This is a genomic window from Bradyrhizobium sp. C-145 (assembly GCF_023375135.1).
Classification (GTDB): Bacteria; Pseudomonadota; Alphaproteobacteria; order Rhizobiales; family Xanthobacteraceae; genus Bradyrhizobium; species Bradyrhizobium zhanjiangense.
In genome coordinates, this window is sequence record NZ_CP088150.1 from 1839901 (window position 1) to 1854839 (window position 14939).

Annotated in this window: 12 protein-coding genes and 2 pseudogenes; 8 read left to right on the top strand and 6 right to left on the bottom strand. The window is 61.2% G+C overall.

Annotation, left to right across the window (positions count from 1 at the left end; all coding sequences use genetic code 11):
- Window positions 1-21: 21 nt before the first annotated feature.
- Window positions 22-3141 (bottom strand): AAA family ATPase, encoded by a 3120-nt coding sequence (locus tag LRP30_RS08595; RefSeq protein ID WP_249760022.1) that lies wholly within the window; start codon window positions 3139-3141, stop codon window positions 22-24.
- A 437-nt stretch (window positions 3142-3578) separates the two neighbouring features.
- On the opposite strand from LRP30_RS08595, the gene LRP30_RS08600 reads away from it, so the two are divergent.
- The 5 genes and pseudogenes from LRP30_RS08600 (at window position 3579) to LRP30_RS08620 (ending at window position 8346) form a co-directional block, all read left to right on the top strand.
- Entirely contained in the window at window positions 3579-3767 is a 189-nt protein-coding gene (locus LRP30_RS08600) for a hypothetical protein (protein ID WP_128938290.1), read from the top strand.
- A 36-nt stretch (window positions 3768-3803) separates the two neighbouring features.
- Window positions 3804-4532, top strand: coding sequence for a sulfite exporter TauE/SafE family protein (locus tag LRP30_RS08605; protein ID WP_249760023.1), 729 nt, complete (start codon window positions 3804-3806; stop codon window positions 4530-4532).
- A 374-nt stretch (window positions 4533-4906) separates the two neighbouring features.
- Window positions 4907-6424, top strand: a complete 1518-nt coding sequence (gene hpaE / locus LRP30_RS08610) for a 5-carboxymethyl-2-hydroxymuconate semialdehyde dehydrogenase (protein WP_249760024.1) — start codon at window positions 4907-4909, stop codon at window positions 6422-6424.
- 30 nt (window positions 6425-6454) lie between these two features.
- The gene (gene hpaD / locus LRP30_RS08615; RefSeq protein WP_249760025.1) at window positions 6455-7435 is read left to right on the top strand and encodes a 3,4-dihydroxyphenylacetate 2,3-dioxygenase; all 981 of its coding nucleotides are present in this window, start codon (window positions 6455-6457) and stop codon (window positions 7433-7435) included.
- A gap of 42 nt (window positions 7436-7477) precedes the next feature.
- Window positions 7478-8346, top strand: a pseudogene (locus tag LRP30_RS08620) (fumarylacetoacetate hydrolase family protein).
- A gap of 42 nt (window positions 8347-8388) precedes the next feature.
- Here the strand turns inward: LRP30_RS08620 and LRP30_RS08625 are convergent.
- Complete coding sequence (locus LRP30_RS08625) at window positions 8389-8781, bottom strand: Rieske 2Fe-2S domain-containing protein (RefSeq protein ID WP_249760026.1); 393 nt, start codon at window positions 8779-8781, stop codon at window positions 8389-8391.
- Window positions 8781-9884: a 4-hydroxyphenylpyruvate dioxygenase gene (gene hppD, locus LRP30_RS08630; protein ID WP_128956615.1), complete on the bottom strand. Its 1104-nt coding sequence runs from the start codon at window positions 9882-9884 to the stop codon at window positions 8781-8783. The genes LRP30_RS08625 and hppD overlap by 1 nt, the downstream gene beginning before the upstream one ends.
- A 136-nt stretch (window positions 9885-10020) precedes the next feature.
- Here hppD and LRP30_RS08635 point away from each other — a divergent pair.
- Window positions 10021-10470: pseudogene (locus tag LRP30_RS08635) on the top strand (Lrp/AsnC family transcriptional regulator); the annotation flags it as partial.
- A 168-nt stretch (window positions 10471-10638) separates the two neighbouring features.
- On the opposite strand, the gene LRP30_RS08640 reads toward LRP30_RS08635, so the two are convergent.
- The 3 genes from LRP30_RS08640 to LRP30_RS08650 form a co-directional block, all read right to left on the bottom strand.
- The gene (locus LRP30_RS08640) at window positions 10639-11220 is read right to left on the bottom strand and encodes an amino acid synthesis family protein (protein ID WP_249760027.1); all 582 of its coding nucleotides are present in this window, start codon (window positions 11218-11220) and stop codon (window positions 10639-10641) included.
- A gap of 6 nt (window positions 11221-11226) precedes the next feature.
- Entirely contained in the window at window positions 11227-12090 is an 864-nt protein-coding gene (locus tag LRP30_RS08645) for a fumarylacetoacetate hydrolase family protein (protein ID WP_249760028.1), read from the bottom strand.
- A gap of 96 nt (window positions 12091-12186) precedes the next feature.
- A complete protein-coding gene (locus LRP30_RS08650) occupies window positions 12187-12888 on the bottom strand; it encodes an FCD domain-containing protein (protein WP_249760029.1) in 702 nt (233 codons plus the stop codon).
- A 114-nt stretch (window positions 12889-13002) separates the two neighbouring features.
- Here LRP30_RS08650 and LRP30_RS08655 point away from each other — a divergent pair, with 114 nt between their 5' ends.
- A complete protein-coding gene (locus LRP30_RS08655; RefSeq protein WP_249760030.1) occupies window positions 13003-13995 on the top strand; it encodes a zinc-dependent alcohol dehydrogenase family protein in 993 nt (330 codons plus the stop codon).
- 17 nt (window positions 13996-14012) lie between these two features.
- A complete protein-coding gene (locus LRP30_RS08660) occupies window positions 14013-14918 on the top strand; it encodes a VOC family protein (protein ID WP_249760031.1) in 906 nt (301 codons plus the stop codon).
- Window positions 14919-14939: the final 21 nt, after the last annotated feature.

The following is a 14939-nucleotide window of genomic DNA, read 5'->3' on the forward strand; positions in this document are numbered from 1 at the left end:
CGCGTTCGGCAAGCCCGTCGGCTAAGAGGGCCGCAGAGGCAGCGAGGTCATCGCTTCCAGTTGCGCTGTTCGCGTTGCTAACCCAGCGAGCAAGCTCTTGTGCAGCCGATCCTCGGGTTCGAAATTTCGCGCGAGCCTTCGGACGGTCTCGACAAATCGCAAGCGATAAGTCGCCGCCCTGTCGACGTCTCCGTGCTTCGCGAAGATCTCGGCGGCAGTGCCGTACACCCGCCACGAAGCAATCGGGAAATCGGCGTCGTCAACGATCTCCAGCGCGCGGGAGAGGTGCGGTAGAGCGTCCCCCGAATCGCCCAGGCCAAATGCAATGCGCGCGAGCAGCTCGTGGGCCTTGGCCAGGTGATTGAGATCGGGCGCCGATGCGACATAGTCGTGCAGCTGGCGTGCCCATCTCCGAGCCTGGGTAAAGTCGCCGATCAGCAGGCAATATTCGCCGAGACAATGATACACCTGCGTTGCGGCAGTAAATTCGATGTCGATGCCTTCTTCACGCCTGCGGCGCTCAATATCATCGAATTGCTTGCGAGCTCCCAACGGATCATTCAGGCCAACAAACGCCTTCGCAAGGACGGCCCGCTTGTGGAAGTATGTGGACTGATCGCCCACCAGCAGACTGTCGTCGACGCTTTCGCAGAGCTCCCGGGCTCCCTCGAAATCCATCGCTTCGACATGCAACCACGCAAGCGTCAGCCGGCACAATGCGCTGCTGGGATCGTTCGCGTTCCTGACCGCCAGTTCGAGGCCGGCCGTGATTTCGCGCTGTAATTCGCGCCACTCGCCAAGATGAATGAGCGCGATCGACTCGAGGACATTGAACAGGACGAACGTGTAAACGTCGCCAACCATGCGCGCCAGCCGCTTTCCCTCCGTGCCGGCGCGGCGGCATTGCTGGTACCGCGATCTCCAGCAGTCAACGATCCCCGATATTCCATGACGCCGGATGAGGATGCCATAGTTGGTCGCGCTGGCGCTCAACTCGATCGCCCTGTCGCAGAGCGTGGCGTCCTGATCCCTCCAGCCGTTGAGGAACAGGTTGATGCTGGCGCTGCTGCCCTGGGCCAGGGCCTTGAATGTGTCGTCCGCAAGCGCCTGGCTTCGCGCCAATACATCGTCGGCTGCCTCGAGGCAGGCGTGGCGATCGACCCGCAGCCATAAAGAGCTCACGGCCATGAGACTGTTGAGCTGCTGCTTGATTTCACCGACCTGTTCGGCGCACGCAATCACATCCTGGAGATCGCGGATCGAGCCGACGAGGTCGCCTCCCGAACGGAGAGCCAAGCTTCGTTGCCGCAGAAGTGCGATGCGGGTTGAGAGTTTGTCGGCAGCATCGAAGCGGTCGAGTATGCCAAGCGCGCGGGTGAGATAGCTCGCGGCCTCGGCATGGCCGAGGCGCTTCATCGAGCTCTGTGCCGCTTCTCCGAGGTAGCGCAACGCGCTCGGGAAATCGCGACCCTGCTCGAAATGAAGGGCAAGCTCTGGCGCTATTTCGCCGGTGCGGCCCGCATAGGCCTCCTGCAGCCTTTTGCCCAAGCGCTTGTGTGTCTGCGCGCGATGTCCAGGCGGTAGATTCTGATAAATGACGTTCTGATAGAGAATGTGACGGAAGGCGTAAGCACCCGAATAAGTTCCATCGGGCCATTCGGAAACACCTGAACGAACAAGGATATGATCCTTCCGGATCAACGCTTCGATGTCGCGTTCAACGTCGATGGCGTCATCGGATAGGCCGGCTGCAACGAGAGCTGCAGAAAATTCTTCGCCGGCAACGCTGGCGACATCGAGCAGGCGCCGTTCGTTATCGGTAAGGCGTTCGAGTTCATGGCCGATCATCTTCAAGAGGCTGTCCGGAATGCCGTCTCGAGCAAATGCGTTTTGTGACGACAGGCGCCATCTGCCGTCCAGCTCGACGATCCATTCCTGGTCGATCAGATGCTTGAGCAGTGACGCAACGAACAGCGGGTGCCCCAACGTTCGCTCGAATACCGGCTTTGACAGGGCCGAGGCCAATTCGGCGTCATTGAAACGCAATGCGAGGTAGTGCTCGACCTCCTGGGGCGACAATCGATCGAGGTGCAATTCGCTGCAGCACCCATGAACCTGGAGATCCTGGTGCAGGCGGCGGATCGGATGCCCACCGATGGCGCTGTCCGCCGGCCGATAGGAGCAGAGGACCAGCACGCGTGCCTCACCGTTCCCGCGCGCGAAACGAGACAGCACGTCGAGTGTCGCGAAGTCGCTCCAATGCAGGTCTTCGAGAACAATGACCCAGGGGCGGTCGACGCTCAGCGCTTCGAGGAGATCGCAAAACTCGCGCAGCATCCGCTCACGCGTCGCGCCGAACACTTCATTCTGGAAAGCCGCGCGTTCCGATGCGTCGATGGCGCCTGGCAATTGCAGAAGCCACGTGGGCGCGTGGATGCGAACGGCCGAAATCAGTTCGGGACCGTTCGTTCGATACCTGTTCACCAGGGCATCGATGAGCGGCAGAAAGACCTCATCTGTTCCGAACCGTTCGGTACAGCGCCCATAAAGCAGATCGAAGCCCTGTTCCGTCAACCGCTCGATGGATTTGGCGATGAACGCCGTCTTGCCAATTCCGGCTTCTCCCGTGACGAAAGCCATCTGCCGTTTGCCGGACAATACGTGCCGGGTCATCTGGTCGATCATCCCGAGGGGGCCTGCCCGGCCGACCACCAGGTTGGAGGTTTCGATCTTCAGAGGTGCGACTGCGCTCTCGACCTCCCTCGGTGCTTCCCGCACCGTGCCGATAAAGCGGACGCCTTTGCGCGGTAAAGTCTTGATCAGCCGTTGCGCCTCGCCGGAATCGCCTATTCCCGTACGAGCGGCGTTGATGCGGGTGGTGAGCGCTGACTCCGAGATGATGCGCCCGCCCCAAATTGCACTGATCAGATCGTCCTTGGTCACCACCCGGGCGCGGTGGCGGATCAGATATTCGAGGAGGTCGAAAACCTGAGGCTGCAACGGAATCGCACGTCCGTCACGGCGCAATTCCCGCTGGTCGGTGTCGAGAACAAATTCGTCAAATAGATACAGCAAAACAATGCCTTCGGAGGTGCGCGCGAGGCGGATATTCAACCGGTACACGGGGTCGAAATCAAGCACACCCTGCAAAATCAAGGAAACGATAAGAACAAATTAAGCTCGCCTTAAAGCGCGGCGCGGCGTCCCGTTCGATACTTCCAGCCGTATCTGGCCACTTACACAAGGTGTTCGTGTCATGCGCTTGGAAGAAAGAGCGCCGCGTCTCACTCGCGTGTTCTATGGAGCGTTGCTTCACAAGATGTTTCAGTCGATCGCGGCACCCTCCGTACCATTATTCAACAGCAGAGCTTCAACCAGAAGCGATGCGCCATTTTCGGCGAATTCGTTCGTCGCCTCCATGGGTTCTTCCCGAAAAGAACACCGATTTGGGCGCCTCCTTCAAACGCTCCACCATTCGCGACGGCTGCAGGCAGGGCGCACCCTTCGACAGTATCGTCGTCTGATCGACAATACGTGGCACCAGTTTGCCTCGCGGTCAGATGTTGGCGGAGGTGAAAATGTCGGCCAGTGACGAGTCGTTCGAACGCAAGCTTCTGATTTCGGCATTGAGCGAGAATGCGCTGCTTGCAACGATCGCCATCTGCTTTGTCATTTTGCACATCCTTGCAGCCACGATGTTGACTTCGACCCGCCGGAGCGATGCCGGAGCAGCGCCCGAGCCGCCCGGGCTGTCGTCGGAAGACTAATCGCAAGGTCGCCACTCCAGGATGAAAGATTAGCTCATGGGCGACATTGCGTCGTTTTGCCTGCTCAGTATCGCAGTGTTTTGCGGCGCGTTCGTCTCGGGCCTCGCGGGCTTTGCCTTTTCGGCGGTGGCCGGCGCTATTCTCCTTCACGTTCTCCCGCCACTGGAGGCGGTCCCGCTGATGATGGCCTGCAGCATCACCGTGCAGGCCACGGGTCTCTGGGCCTTGAGAAAAAGCATCCGCTGGAAGCAGAGCTCAGTTCTCGTCGTTGGCGGGTTGCTTGGCGTCCCGATCGCTGTGTGGTTGCTGCAAGCTGCAGACGCGCGGATATTCAGGGAGAGCTTTGGTCTCGCGGTCGCCTGCTATGCGGCCTACACGTTATTCCGGCCGGTGCTTTCTCATCGCTTGCAGATGAATGCGGGACGCAATGCATTAATCGGTTTCGGCGGAGGCTTTATCGGCGGGTTGACGGCAATGCCGGGTGCAATACCGACCATATGGTGTGACATCCACGGGGTGCCAAAAACCGAGCAGCGCGGAATGGTTCAACCCTTCATCGCCGCCATGCAGATATTCACCCTTGTTCTTATGCTGATCCGAAGAGATCTCTCGACAAAGGTCCTGGTTGACTTCGCAGTCAGCATCCCGGCGCTCCTCGCAGGAACGGCGCTCGGTATTTATGTTTTTCGCTGCGTCAATGACGCGCTGTTCCGGCGGATTATTCTCAGCATCCTGCTGGTTTCGGGACTGTTGCTGGTATTTTAGTTCCGAATTCGCGCCTCCGGTTGCAACGGCAGCCATTGGAGCACGCGCACGCGCTGATCCTGAAAGGAAGCCGGCGCCGTCGATTTCTTCAACGCGATCTATGGAACCATGGATTCGACCATGGCTTGGCCGAGGCGAATATTCCCGGCATGGGCTCGCGTCTCGTACCCTGTGTCAAACCGGTCGGGGCGTTTCGCCGTGAAGTGGAGGTGCGAAAACGCTTGACAGTTGACACAATACTTAACATGTTAAGTATATCCACCGATACCCGGGATTGAGGCCGTCGGAAGGGCGATGCCATTCGTCTCTGGAATCGCGAAAACAGGTGGAGGGTCGCTGCCCGCGTGCGGCGCTGCAAAAGGGAGTGAACCGTCATGTCCAAGCTGCAGGAAAATATCGTCAAGGCCGAGCGCCACCTTGCCCGCTTCAGAGAGACGGGCGTGCTCAACCGCATCGGCGGTGAAGATGTCCCGGCTGCGGACAATGCGACTCTTGAAACGATCTCTCCGGTCGACCTGAAGCCGCTCGCCAAGGTATCGCATGGCAAGGCCGCGGACATCGATCGCGCCGCGAGGGCGGCGCAAGCGGCCTTTCCGCAATGGGCCGAAACATCCGGCGATGCGCGAAAGCAGCTGTTGCACAAGGTCGCCGACGCCATCGTCGCCCGCGCTGAAGAGATTGCGTTCGTCGAGTGCATGGATACGGGACAGTCGTTGAAGTTCATGGCCAAGGCCGCGCTGCGGGGAGCGGAGAATTTCCGCTTCTTCGCCGACCGCGCGCCCGAGGCGCGCGACGGCAAGTCGCTTCGCACCGCCGGTCAGGTGAACATGACCACCCGCGTGCCGATCGGTCCGGTGGGCATCATCACGCCCTGGAATACGCCCTTCATGCTGTCGACGTGGAAGATCGCGCCGGCGCTCGCGGCCGGCTGCACCATCGTCCACAAGCCCGCCGAATTCTCGCCGTTGACTGCACGTCTGCTGATCGAGATTGCGGAGGAGGCCGGGCTGCCCAAGGGCGTCTGGAATCTCGTCAACGGCTTTGGCGAGGACGCCGGCAAGGCGCTGACCGAGCACCCGCTCATCAAGGCGATCGGCTTCGTCGGCGAAAGCCGCACCGGATCGATGATCATGAAACAGGGCGCCGATACGCTGAAGCGTGTTCATTTCGAACTGGGCGGCAAGAATCCGGTGATCGTATTCGCGGATGCCGACCTCGAGCGCGCCGCGGACGCGGCCGTGTTCATGATCTACTCTCTCAACGGTGAACGCTGCACCTCGTCCTCGCGTCTTCTCGTCGAGGCGAGCATCTATGATAAATTCACGGCGATGGTTGCGGAGAAGGCCAGCCGGATCAAAGTGGGGCATCCACTCGATCCCGAGACCGTCATCGGTCCGTTGATCCATCCGGTTCACGAGAAGAAGGTGCTCGAATACGTCGAGATTGGTAGAACGGAGGGCGCCACGATTGCGACCGGCGGCCGCAAGATCGACGGTCCCGGCGGCGGTTGCTACGTTGCGCCGACACTCTTTACCGGCGCCAACAACCAAATGCGCATCGCGCAGGAAGAGATCTTCGGGCCGGTGCTGACGGCGATCCCGTTCAAGGATGAGGCCGAGGCCCTCGCGCTCGCCAACGACGTTCAGTATGGCCTCACCGGATATCTCTGGACTGCCGACGTCACCCGTGCCTTCCGTTTCACCGACCGGCTGCAAGCCGGCATGATCTGGGTCAATTCGGAGAATGTTCGTCACCTGCCGACGCCCTTTGGCGGTGTGAAGAACTCTGGCATCGGACGCGACGGCGGAGATTGGTCGTTCGATTTCTATATGGAGACAAAGAACGTCGCGTTCGCCACCACCGCGCACAACATCCAAAAATTGGGCGGCTAAGCGGTCCGCAGCAGACCAACGGAGGAAATCATGGCATTGCCCAAGCCCAATCTTTATCCACCATTCAACATCGTGCGTCTCAGTCATGTCGAACTCGGCGTGAGCGATCTTGCGAGGTCACGGGCCTTCTATGTCGACACGCTTGGTTTGCAGGTGACGGACGAGAGCTCGGAGGCGATCTATCTTCGGGCGATGGAAGAGCGCGGCCATCATTGCATCGTGCTGAGGAAGTCCGAGAAGATCGAAGCCCGTGACCTCGGCTTCAAGGTGTTCAGCGAGGAGGACCTCGACAAGGCGGCCCAGTTCTTCAAGAGCATGGATCTGCCGGTTGAATGGGTCGAGCGTCCCTATCAGTCCCGCACGTTCCGCACCCGCGATCCCCATGGCATTCCCCTCGAGTTCTATTCCAAGATGGACCGGCTGCCGCCGATTCATCAGAAATACGCGCTCTACAAGGGCGTGAAGCCGCTCCGCATCGATCACTTCAATTGCTTCTCGCCGAACGTCGATGAATCCGTCGCCTTCTACAACGAGATCGGCTTCCGCGTGACAGAGTACACGGCGGATGAGGAGACCGGGCGGTTGTGGGCGGCCTGGACTCACCGCAAGGGCGGCGTTCACGATCTGGCCTTCACCAATGGCCGCGGCCCGCGCCTGCACCACACCGCATTCTGGGTGCCGACCCCGCTCAACATCATCGATCTGCTTGACCTCATGGCCACCACCGGATGGGTGTCCAACATCGAACGCGGTCCCGGCCGCCATGGCATCTCGAATGCCTTCTTCCTCTATATCCTTGATCCGGATGGTCATCGGATCGAGATCTATTGCTCCGATTACCAGACGGTCGATCCCGATCTCGAGCCGATCAAATGGGACCTGAAGGATCCGCAACGTCAGACGCTTTGGGGAGCGCCCGCGCCGAAATCCTGGTTCGAGCATGGCAGCCTCTTTGCCGGAGCTGAACCGCGCGACGCCGATCTGGCCGCCCAGCCGATCATCGCCCCGTGACCGGGCATTCGCATATCGCCTGAAACGAGGGAAAGGCACCACATGTCTCGTCCGAGGTTCGTCAGCTTCACCCGCAACGGTACACCCGGCTACGGTCTCCTGGCCGATCAGGGCGTCGTCGACCTGTCCGGCCGCCATGGCAAGCGTTGGCGTACGTTGCGTGAGGTGATCGAAGCCGGCGCGCTGCTGTCGCTGGCCGAGGAGAGCGCCGGGTTGCCGGCGGATTTTCCGGTCACTGATATCCGCTACGAGATTCCGATTCCGGCACCGGAAAAAATCATCTGCGTCGGCGTGAACTTTCCGGACCGAAATGAGGAATACAAGGACGGGCAGGCAGCCCCCTCAAATCCCTCGCTCTTCATCCGTTTTCCGCGCTCGTTCACGGGCCATGAACAGGCTCTGCTGCGTCCCCCGGAGAGCCCGCAGCTCGACTATGAAGGCGAAATCGTCATTGTGATCGGCAAGGGCGGTCGCCGGATTCCACAGAGCGAAGCGCTCGACCATATCGCCGCAATATCGCTGTGCAACGAAGGCACGATCCGCGATTGGGTGCGGCACGCCAAATTCAATGTGACGCAGGGGAAAAACTTCGATCGCACCGGTTCGATTGGGCCTTGGCTCATCCCTATACCGATGAGAGCCAGCTTGGCGACGTGAAGCTGGAAACCCGGGTCAACGGCGAGGTCCGCCAGCAGGACCGCACGAGCCGGATGATCTTTTCCTTCCGCAAGATCATCAACTATATCTCGACCTTCACGACGCTGGTTCCTGGCGATGTCATCGTGACCGGTACGCCGACGGGTGCCGGCGCGCGCTTCGAGCCGCCCATCTGGCTGAAGCCCGGCGACGTCGTCGAGGTGGAAGCAGAGGGCATCGGTATCCTGCGCAACACGATCGCAGATGAGGCATGATCCTTGTCGACTGCCAAGGTCGGGCAGAGGACTTTGGATTGCTCAAGCCGCTGATGCGGCATGCACGCGAATCCGACCGTCGTCATCCACGACGATCGGAATGGCATCGAGGGCGCAATTCAGGCCCAGTCCCTCGACGCCGGTGCCATCCTGAACGCGAAATCCGGCGCTGTGGTTGGTGCACCGAAGGACCTTGCCGTCCGCGCTCAGCACGTTCTCCCCGCGATGATCGAGGGGCAGGTACTGATGCGGACAGGCATTGACATAGGCTGCGAGATTGCCCGCCGACCTGACGATCAGGATCGGAAAATCTGCGGGACCGAACTTGATGGACTTGAGGCTCCCTTCGCCAACGTCATGGGCGTCGCACAGGATGGTTCCTTCGGCCGGCGCGCCGCGATAGCTCTTCCATGCGTCAGGTATGGCTGCCTCCATCAGGATGCCTTGAGGACGCCGCGCTCAATCTGATCGGCCTCGATACTCTCGAACAGGGCCTTGAAGTTGCCCTCGCCGAAGCCGTCATCTCCCTTCCTCTGGATGAACTCGAAGAAGATCGGGCCGATCACGGTCTTGGAGAAGATCTGAAGCAAAATGCGGGTCAGTCCGCCATTGACGACACCTTCGCCGTCGATGAGGATTCCGTGCTTGCGCATGCGATCGAGCGGCTCGGTGTGGCCCTTCACGCGGTCAAACGACTTGTCGTAGTAGATCGAGGGCGGCCCCGGCATGAATTCGAGCCCGCGACCGGCGATAGCGTCGGTCGCCGCATAGATGTCGTCGGTGCCGACGGCGATGTGCTGGATGCCCTCGCCCTTGTACTGGCGCAGATATTCCTCGATCTGGCTCTTGTCGTCGGCGCTTTCGTTGATCGGGATCCGAATCTTGCCGCAGGGGGATGTCAATGCGCGCGAGGTCAGGCCGGTCAGTTTGCCGGAAATGTCGAAGTAGCGGATCTCGCGGAAATTGAACGTCTGGCTGTAGAACTTGTACCAGGTGTCCATGTTGCCGCGCATGACGTTGTGCGTCAGGTGATCGAGATAATAGAACCCGACGCCTTTCGGTGTCGGATCGACTTCGCCGGTCCAGTCATATTCGGCTGCATAGGGCGAACCCTTCGCGCCATAGGTCTCGACCAGATACAGCAGCGATCCGCCGATGCCGACGACGGCGGGCACGTCGAGTGACTTGTCGTTGCCGGTGTATTCCGTTCCGCCGAGTTCGAGGACGCGCTTTAGGGCGTGTTTGGCATCGACGACGCGCCAGGCCATCGCCGGCGCGCAAGGTCCGTGTTGTGCGACAAAGCGGGCGGCATGGGAGTTCGGCTCGCGGTTCAGGACGTAATTGATCTTTCCCTGGCGCCAAACAGAGATGTCCTTGGTCTTGTGCCGGGCGACCTCGGTGTAGCCCATTTGCTCGAAGAGCTTGGCGAGCTTCTGCGGCTCCGGATGGGCGAACTCGACGAACTCGAAGCCGTCGGTGCCGGCCGGATTGGCTGCCGAAATCGTGGCGGGTGGGGCATCGTGAGGGAAGGGACCCATATCGCGCTCCTGGAATAGTATTTGATTTAGATCAAAATACCGCGGCTCCGTTGCACGATCTTCGCATAATCTGCTCGACAAAATCAGATTATGCGTGAAACATGCGCACATCGCCATTACTGTGCAAGGATCACGCATGGACCAGTTTGACGTGAAATTGCTGCAAGCGCTCCAGTCCGATGGACGCTTGTCGAATTTTGAACTGGCCGATGTTGTCGGCTTGTCGGCATCTCAATGTTCGCGCCGTCGCGCGGCGCTCGAAAATGCCGGCACGATCGCAAGCTACCATGCTCATCTCGATCGAGAATCGCTCGGGCTGGGCATCGTCGTCTTCGTACAGGTGACGCTCGCAACGCACTCGCCGGACAATTCGAGACGCTTCCTCAAGCTCATCGAGAGCCTGGAGGAAGTGCAGGAGGCGTATGCGCTTACGGGCGAAGCCGACTACCTTATCAAGGCCACGATCACCGACCTGAGGGCACTGTCACGCCTGCTGAATGACGTATTCCTACCGCACGACAGCGTTGCGCACGTGCGCTCGTCCATCGTTCTCAATCGGTTGAAGCAAACCTCCCAATTGCCGCTCGGGCATCTGATGCCTGCTGATAAGGGCAAGGCTCATCCTGCGGGCCATTCGCGATCCCGAGACAACGCTCATCGACAATCCAAGCAATCCAGAAAGGCTTGAGTTGGTAAACCGGTCCACGCCGAGCTACAGGTTTCGCCGGAGCGCTGAGCAGCGATGCCGAGACTCTCAGCGCTGCCCTTCGTGCACCGAGATATCCGATGCGGCGAGCCCACCGATCCGCGCATGCGGCCTGCCACCGGTCGCCATCACCAGGCCGAAGGCGATCTCGTCACGTCTCGGTGCATCCCAGAGCGTCATCTCAGCCGTCCCGAAATGACTGCGCACATAGCACGCGTGGATGTATCCAAGTGGGACCATCAGGCGCGTGCCGGGACCGCCGATGGTCTTCGCCGCCGGAACGATCGCCTTGGGTTGCCCAAGCACTTCGCGCATGCCCTGGCCGCCAGCCTCATGCCAGACGGCGCCGTGCTCGAGCTCGCCGTCCTCGCCGACGATGATGCCCTTGCCATAGGCTTCGATATGCGGCGCGCCGCCAAGTTGCGCGATCAGGCGGGTCGCGAGCGCGCGCCCGAGCTCACGCAACGACGCTTGAAACGGCATCAGGTTCGGCTCGTAGCGGCCCGCGAAGGGATTGGCGACGACGGCAACGGCCGTCCCGACCAGGAGCGGCTTTTCCAGCCGGGGGCCGCGCTCGTGCCAGACCGTCTCGACACTGAGTGCGGTCTTGCGAATGTCATAGGACGACATGCGAAGCTATGCCTCGTCCACGACCGGATTACTGAGCACGCCGATGTTCTCGATCTCGACCTCGACCACGTCGCCGGGCTTGAGGAAGATCGGCGGCTTGCGGGTGAAGCCGACACCGGCCGGCGTGCCAGTGGCGATGACATCGCCAGGGACGAGGTCGAAAATGGTCGAGCAATATTCGACCAGCCGCGGGATCGAGAAGATCAGCATTGAGGTGTCGGAGGACTGCACCGTCGCGCCGTTGACGCGCGTCTCGAGCTTCAGCTTGGCGGGATCACCGATCTCGTCCGGCGTGACCAGCCACGGTCCGAACGGGCCCGTGCCGACGAAGTTCTTGCCGGAGGCGATCTGCTGCGCATGACGCTGCCAGTCGCGCACGCTGACGTCGTTGTAGATCGAATAGCCCGCGACGTGATTCCAGGCGTCGGCCTGGCTGATGTGACGGCCGCCCTTGCCGATGACGACGGCGAGCTCGCCCTCCCAGTCGAAATTGTCCGAGACCTTCGGCCGGACCACCGGTGCGTTGTGGCCGACCTGGGATCGCCAGACCCGCAGGAAGATCGGCGGGAATTCGGTGATCTCGCGCTTCATGCCGAAGGCGACCGCTTCATTGTGGTGGTCGAGATAATTGCGCACGGCGCAGACGATCTTCTCAGGGCGCGGGATCACCGGCAGATATCTGATGGCACTCAGCGCCATCGTCGGCTTGTGCTGGGCGACGATGGCATCGCGCCGCGCGAAGTCGTCGCTGCCGACGAAGTCCGCGAGCGTCGGATACTGAGGCAGGGCGCGGCCCAGATCCACGACCCCGTTTTCGACAACGGCGCCCCAACTTTCCCGATTTCCATCCAAGAACGACAGCAGCTTCATGATTACGACCCGCGCGTTGGCATTTTTCGATGATATGTATTATTTTCGAAAATCATGCGAGACGCAAGCCCGCGGGACCCAAAAAGGCCGCAGCGCCTATTCGGCGTCGAGCAGGTGTCCGGCGTATTTCGCGACGTTGTCCGCGGTGGTGCGGATATGGGTCTCGATCAGTTGCACGGCGAGATCGGCATTGCGCGATATGGCCGCCTGCATGATCGCCTGGTGCTCGCCGGCCTTGTCGCGAGGGCGCGGCCGGAAATTGGCCGACAGATGCCGGTAACGCTCAGCACGATCGAACAGCTCGGCCCGGATCGCGAGCAGGGTCGCAGAGCCGCAGGCGGAGACCAGCGCCTGGTGGAATTGCCGGTGGGCGATCTTCCATTCGGGATCGCGCAGCGGATGCTCGGGATCGCGCTGCTCGATGCGCTTCAGCCTGTGCAGCGTCGAGATGACGGCGATTTCCCAGTCGTCGTCGCCCCGCTCAATCGAGCGGCGGATCAACTCCACTTCGATCAGAACCCGGGCATCGGTGACTTCGACAAGATCCTGGCGGCTGACCGGTGCCACGCGAAATCCGCGCTGCTCCTGGGCGTCGACCAGGCCCTCGGCGGCAAGGGCGGTCAGCGCCTCGCGCAAAGTGGTGAAGCTCGCGCCGAAGCGCTCGCGCAACACGTCGAAGCGCAGCGGCTCGCCGGGGCCCAGAGCGCAGGTCACGATCTCCTCGCGCAGCCGGTGGGTGATGTCGGCGGCGATCGTCTTGCCGAATTCCTTGCGGGGGCGAATGGCGCTGTCAGACATGGTCCTGCCGATGAATCGATGGCCCAAGATGCCGCGCCAACGACCATCTTGCAATAATTTTCGTAACCGCTAGTATTTTCGAAAATGCGGGTTCAAGGGAGGGGAGATGAGCTCATGAGAGCGGTTCTGGTACGTCAGCCGGGCGGGCCGGATGCCCTCGAGCTGGTCGAGGCGCCGGTGCCAGCGCCCGCCGCCGGACAAGTTCAGATCCGTGCTGAGGCGTTCGGGGTGGGGCAGCCCGACGTGCTGATCCGCCGCGGCGTCTACAAATGGATGCCGCCGCTGCCGGCCAATCCCGGCAATGATGTTGCCGGCCGTATTGCCGCGCTCGGGTCGGGCGTTGAAGGCTTGCAGGTGGGCCAGAAGGTCCTGCTGAGCGCGCGTGATCTGTCGCAGCGCGGCGGCTGTTACGCCGAATACGTCGTCGCACCGGCAGACGCCGTTCATGCACTTCCCGACAATGTCGATCTGCAAGCAGCGGTGTGCCTGTCGAACTACCAGGTCGCCTACGCACTGCTGCACGAGTGCCGCCATCCGCGCGCGCCGAAAAGCGTGCTGGTGATTGGCGCGGCCGGTGGTGTCGGCACCGCGCTGGTGCAACTGGCCAAGCTGGCGCAGATGACCGTCATCGGCACGGTCTCGACCGAGGAGAAGGCCGCGTTCGCGCGAAGCAACGGCGCCGATCACACCATCTTCTATCGAAGCGAGGATGTGGTGGCGCAGACCCGCGAAGCGACAAACGGCGAGGGCGTCGGTCTCGTGCTCGATCACGTCTGCGGACCCGAGTTCACCTCCTATCTCGGCGCGCTCGGCAAATGGGGCACGCTGCTGTCATACAACGCCTTCGCCGGGTTGCCGGAAGAGAATCTGATGGCGGCGATGCGCAATCATCTCGACATCTGCCCGGCGGTGCGTTGCTTCTCCTTCCACATCTATGACCATGATCGCGAGGGCCGTCGCGCGCTGATGCGCAACGTGATCGAGGCCCTGAGCCGCAACGCGATCAAGCCGGCCATCTCGGCGACACTGAAGCTCGACCAGGTCAGGCAAGCTCACACACTGCTCGAGCAGGGCTCCGCGCTCGGCAAGATCATCATGACGCCATGAGAGGGTGAACCAACACAATGACGACTCAAGCGCCCATTGCTCGATTCACACGGCTGCGACACGCCACTTTCGCCTCGCCGGATTGCGAGCGACTGCTCGACTATTACCGCAGAGTGATTGGCCTCGGCCTGGTCGGTCGCGATGGACATCGCATTTTTCTCGCCAGCGATTCCGAGCAGCTTTCGCTGGTGATCGAGCCCGGCGAGGCAGCGTTGAAGAGCATCGCTTTCGAGATTTCTCCGAATGTCGAGATCGAGGCGCTGAGCGCCGCCCTGAAACGCGCGGATTTGCGTCCTGAACTGCGGAGTGATCCTCTGCCCGGCGTCTCCAGGCTGCTGTCGTTCATCGATCCCGAAGGAACGCAGTTCGAATTGATCCAGGGTTGGACGCCTACGCCGGCACAGGAGCGGATCGGCGCGCTCGCTGTCACCAAGCTCGGCCATGTCGCGCTTCGTACGCCCGATCCGTTTGCGACCTCGGAGTTCTATGCGAACGTCATGGGTTTGCGGGTTTCCGACTGGGTCGAGGACCGCTTCGTTTTCATGCGCAGCGGCTACGAACATCACACGCTGAACTTCGCCCGTGCTCCCGTGCGCAGCCTGCATCATCTTGCATTCGAATTGCGCGGCCCGTCCCATATGCAGCAGGCCTGCGATCATCTCGCCCGCCACAAGCTCCCCATCCTTTGGGGGCCGGTCCGTCACGGTCCCGGCCACAACACAGCGGTCTATCACCGCAATCCCGATGGTCATCTGGTCGAGCTGTTCCACGATCTCGACCGCATGATCGATGAGGAGCTCGGCTATTTCGATCCGCGTCCCTGGCATCGCGATCGTCCGCAGCGCCCGAAGGTTTGGGTCGGACTGCCGCGCGACGTCTGGGGTCTGCCGCCATCACCGGAATGCGTCGAGTTCGCCCGTTAGAGCATAAACAACAGTCAAGGG

Bases quoted from the DNA above. Each gene is read 5' to 3' on its own strand.
- hpaE (WP_249760024.1), top strand. From the start codon at position 4,907: ATGTCCAAGCTGCAGGAAAATATCGTCAAGGCCGAGCGCCACCTTGCC.
- LRP30_RS08625 (WP_249760026.1), bottom strand. From the start codon at position 8,781: ATGGAGGCAGCCATACCTGACGCATGGAAGAGCTATCGCGGCGCGCCG.
- LRP30_RS08655 (WP_249760030.1), top strand. From the start codon at position 13,003: ATGAGAGCGGTTCTGGTACGTCAGCCGGGCGGGCCGGATGCCCTCGAG.
- LRP30_RS08645 (WP_249760028.1), bottom strand. From the start codon at position 12,090: ATGAAGCTGCTGTCGTTCTTGGATGGAAATCGGGAAAGTTGGGGCGCC.
- LRP30_RS08605 (WP_249760023.1), top strand. From the start codon at position 3,804: ATGGGCGACATTGCGTCGTTTTGCCTGCTCAGTATCGCAGTGTTTTGC.
- LRP30_RS08600 (WP_128938290.1), top strand. From the start codon at position 3,579: ATGTCGGCCAGTGACGAGTCGTTCGAACGCAAGCTTCTGATTTCGGCA.
- hpaD (WP_249760025.1), top strand. From the start codon at position 6,455: ATGGCATTGCCCAAGCCCAATCTTTATCCACCATTCAACATCGTGCGT.
- LRP30_RS08660 (WP_249760031.1), top strand. From the start codon at position 14,013: ATGACGACTCAAGCGCCCATTGCTCGATTCACACGGCTGCGACACGCC.
- LRP30_RS08640 (WP_249760027.1), bottom strand. From the start codon at position 11,220: ATGTCGTCCTATGACATTCGCAAGACCGCACTCAGTGTCGAGACGGTC.
- LRP30_RS08650 (WP_249760029.1), bottom strand. From the start codon at position 12,888: ATGTCTGACAGCGCCATTCGCCCCCGCAAGGAATTCGGCAAGACGATC.
- hppD (WP_128956615.1), bottom strand. From the start codon at position 9,884: ATGGGTCCCTTCCCTCACGATGCCCCACCCGCCACGATTTCGGCAGCC.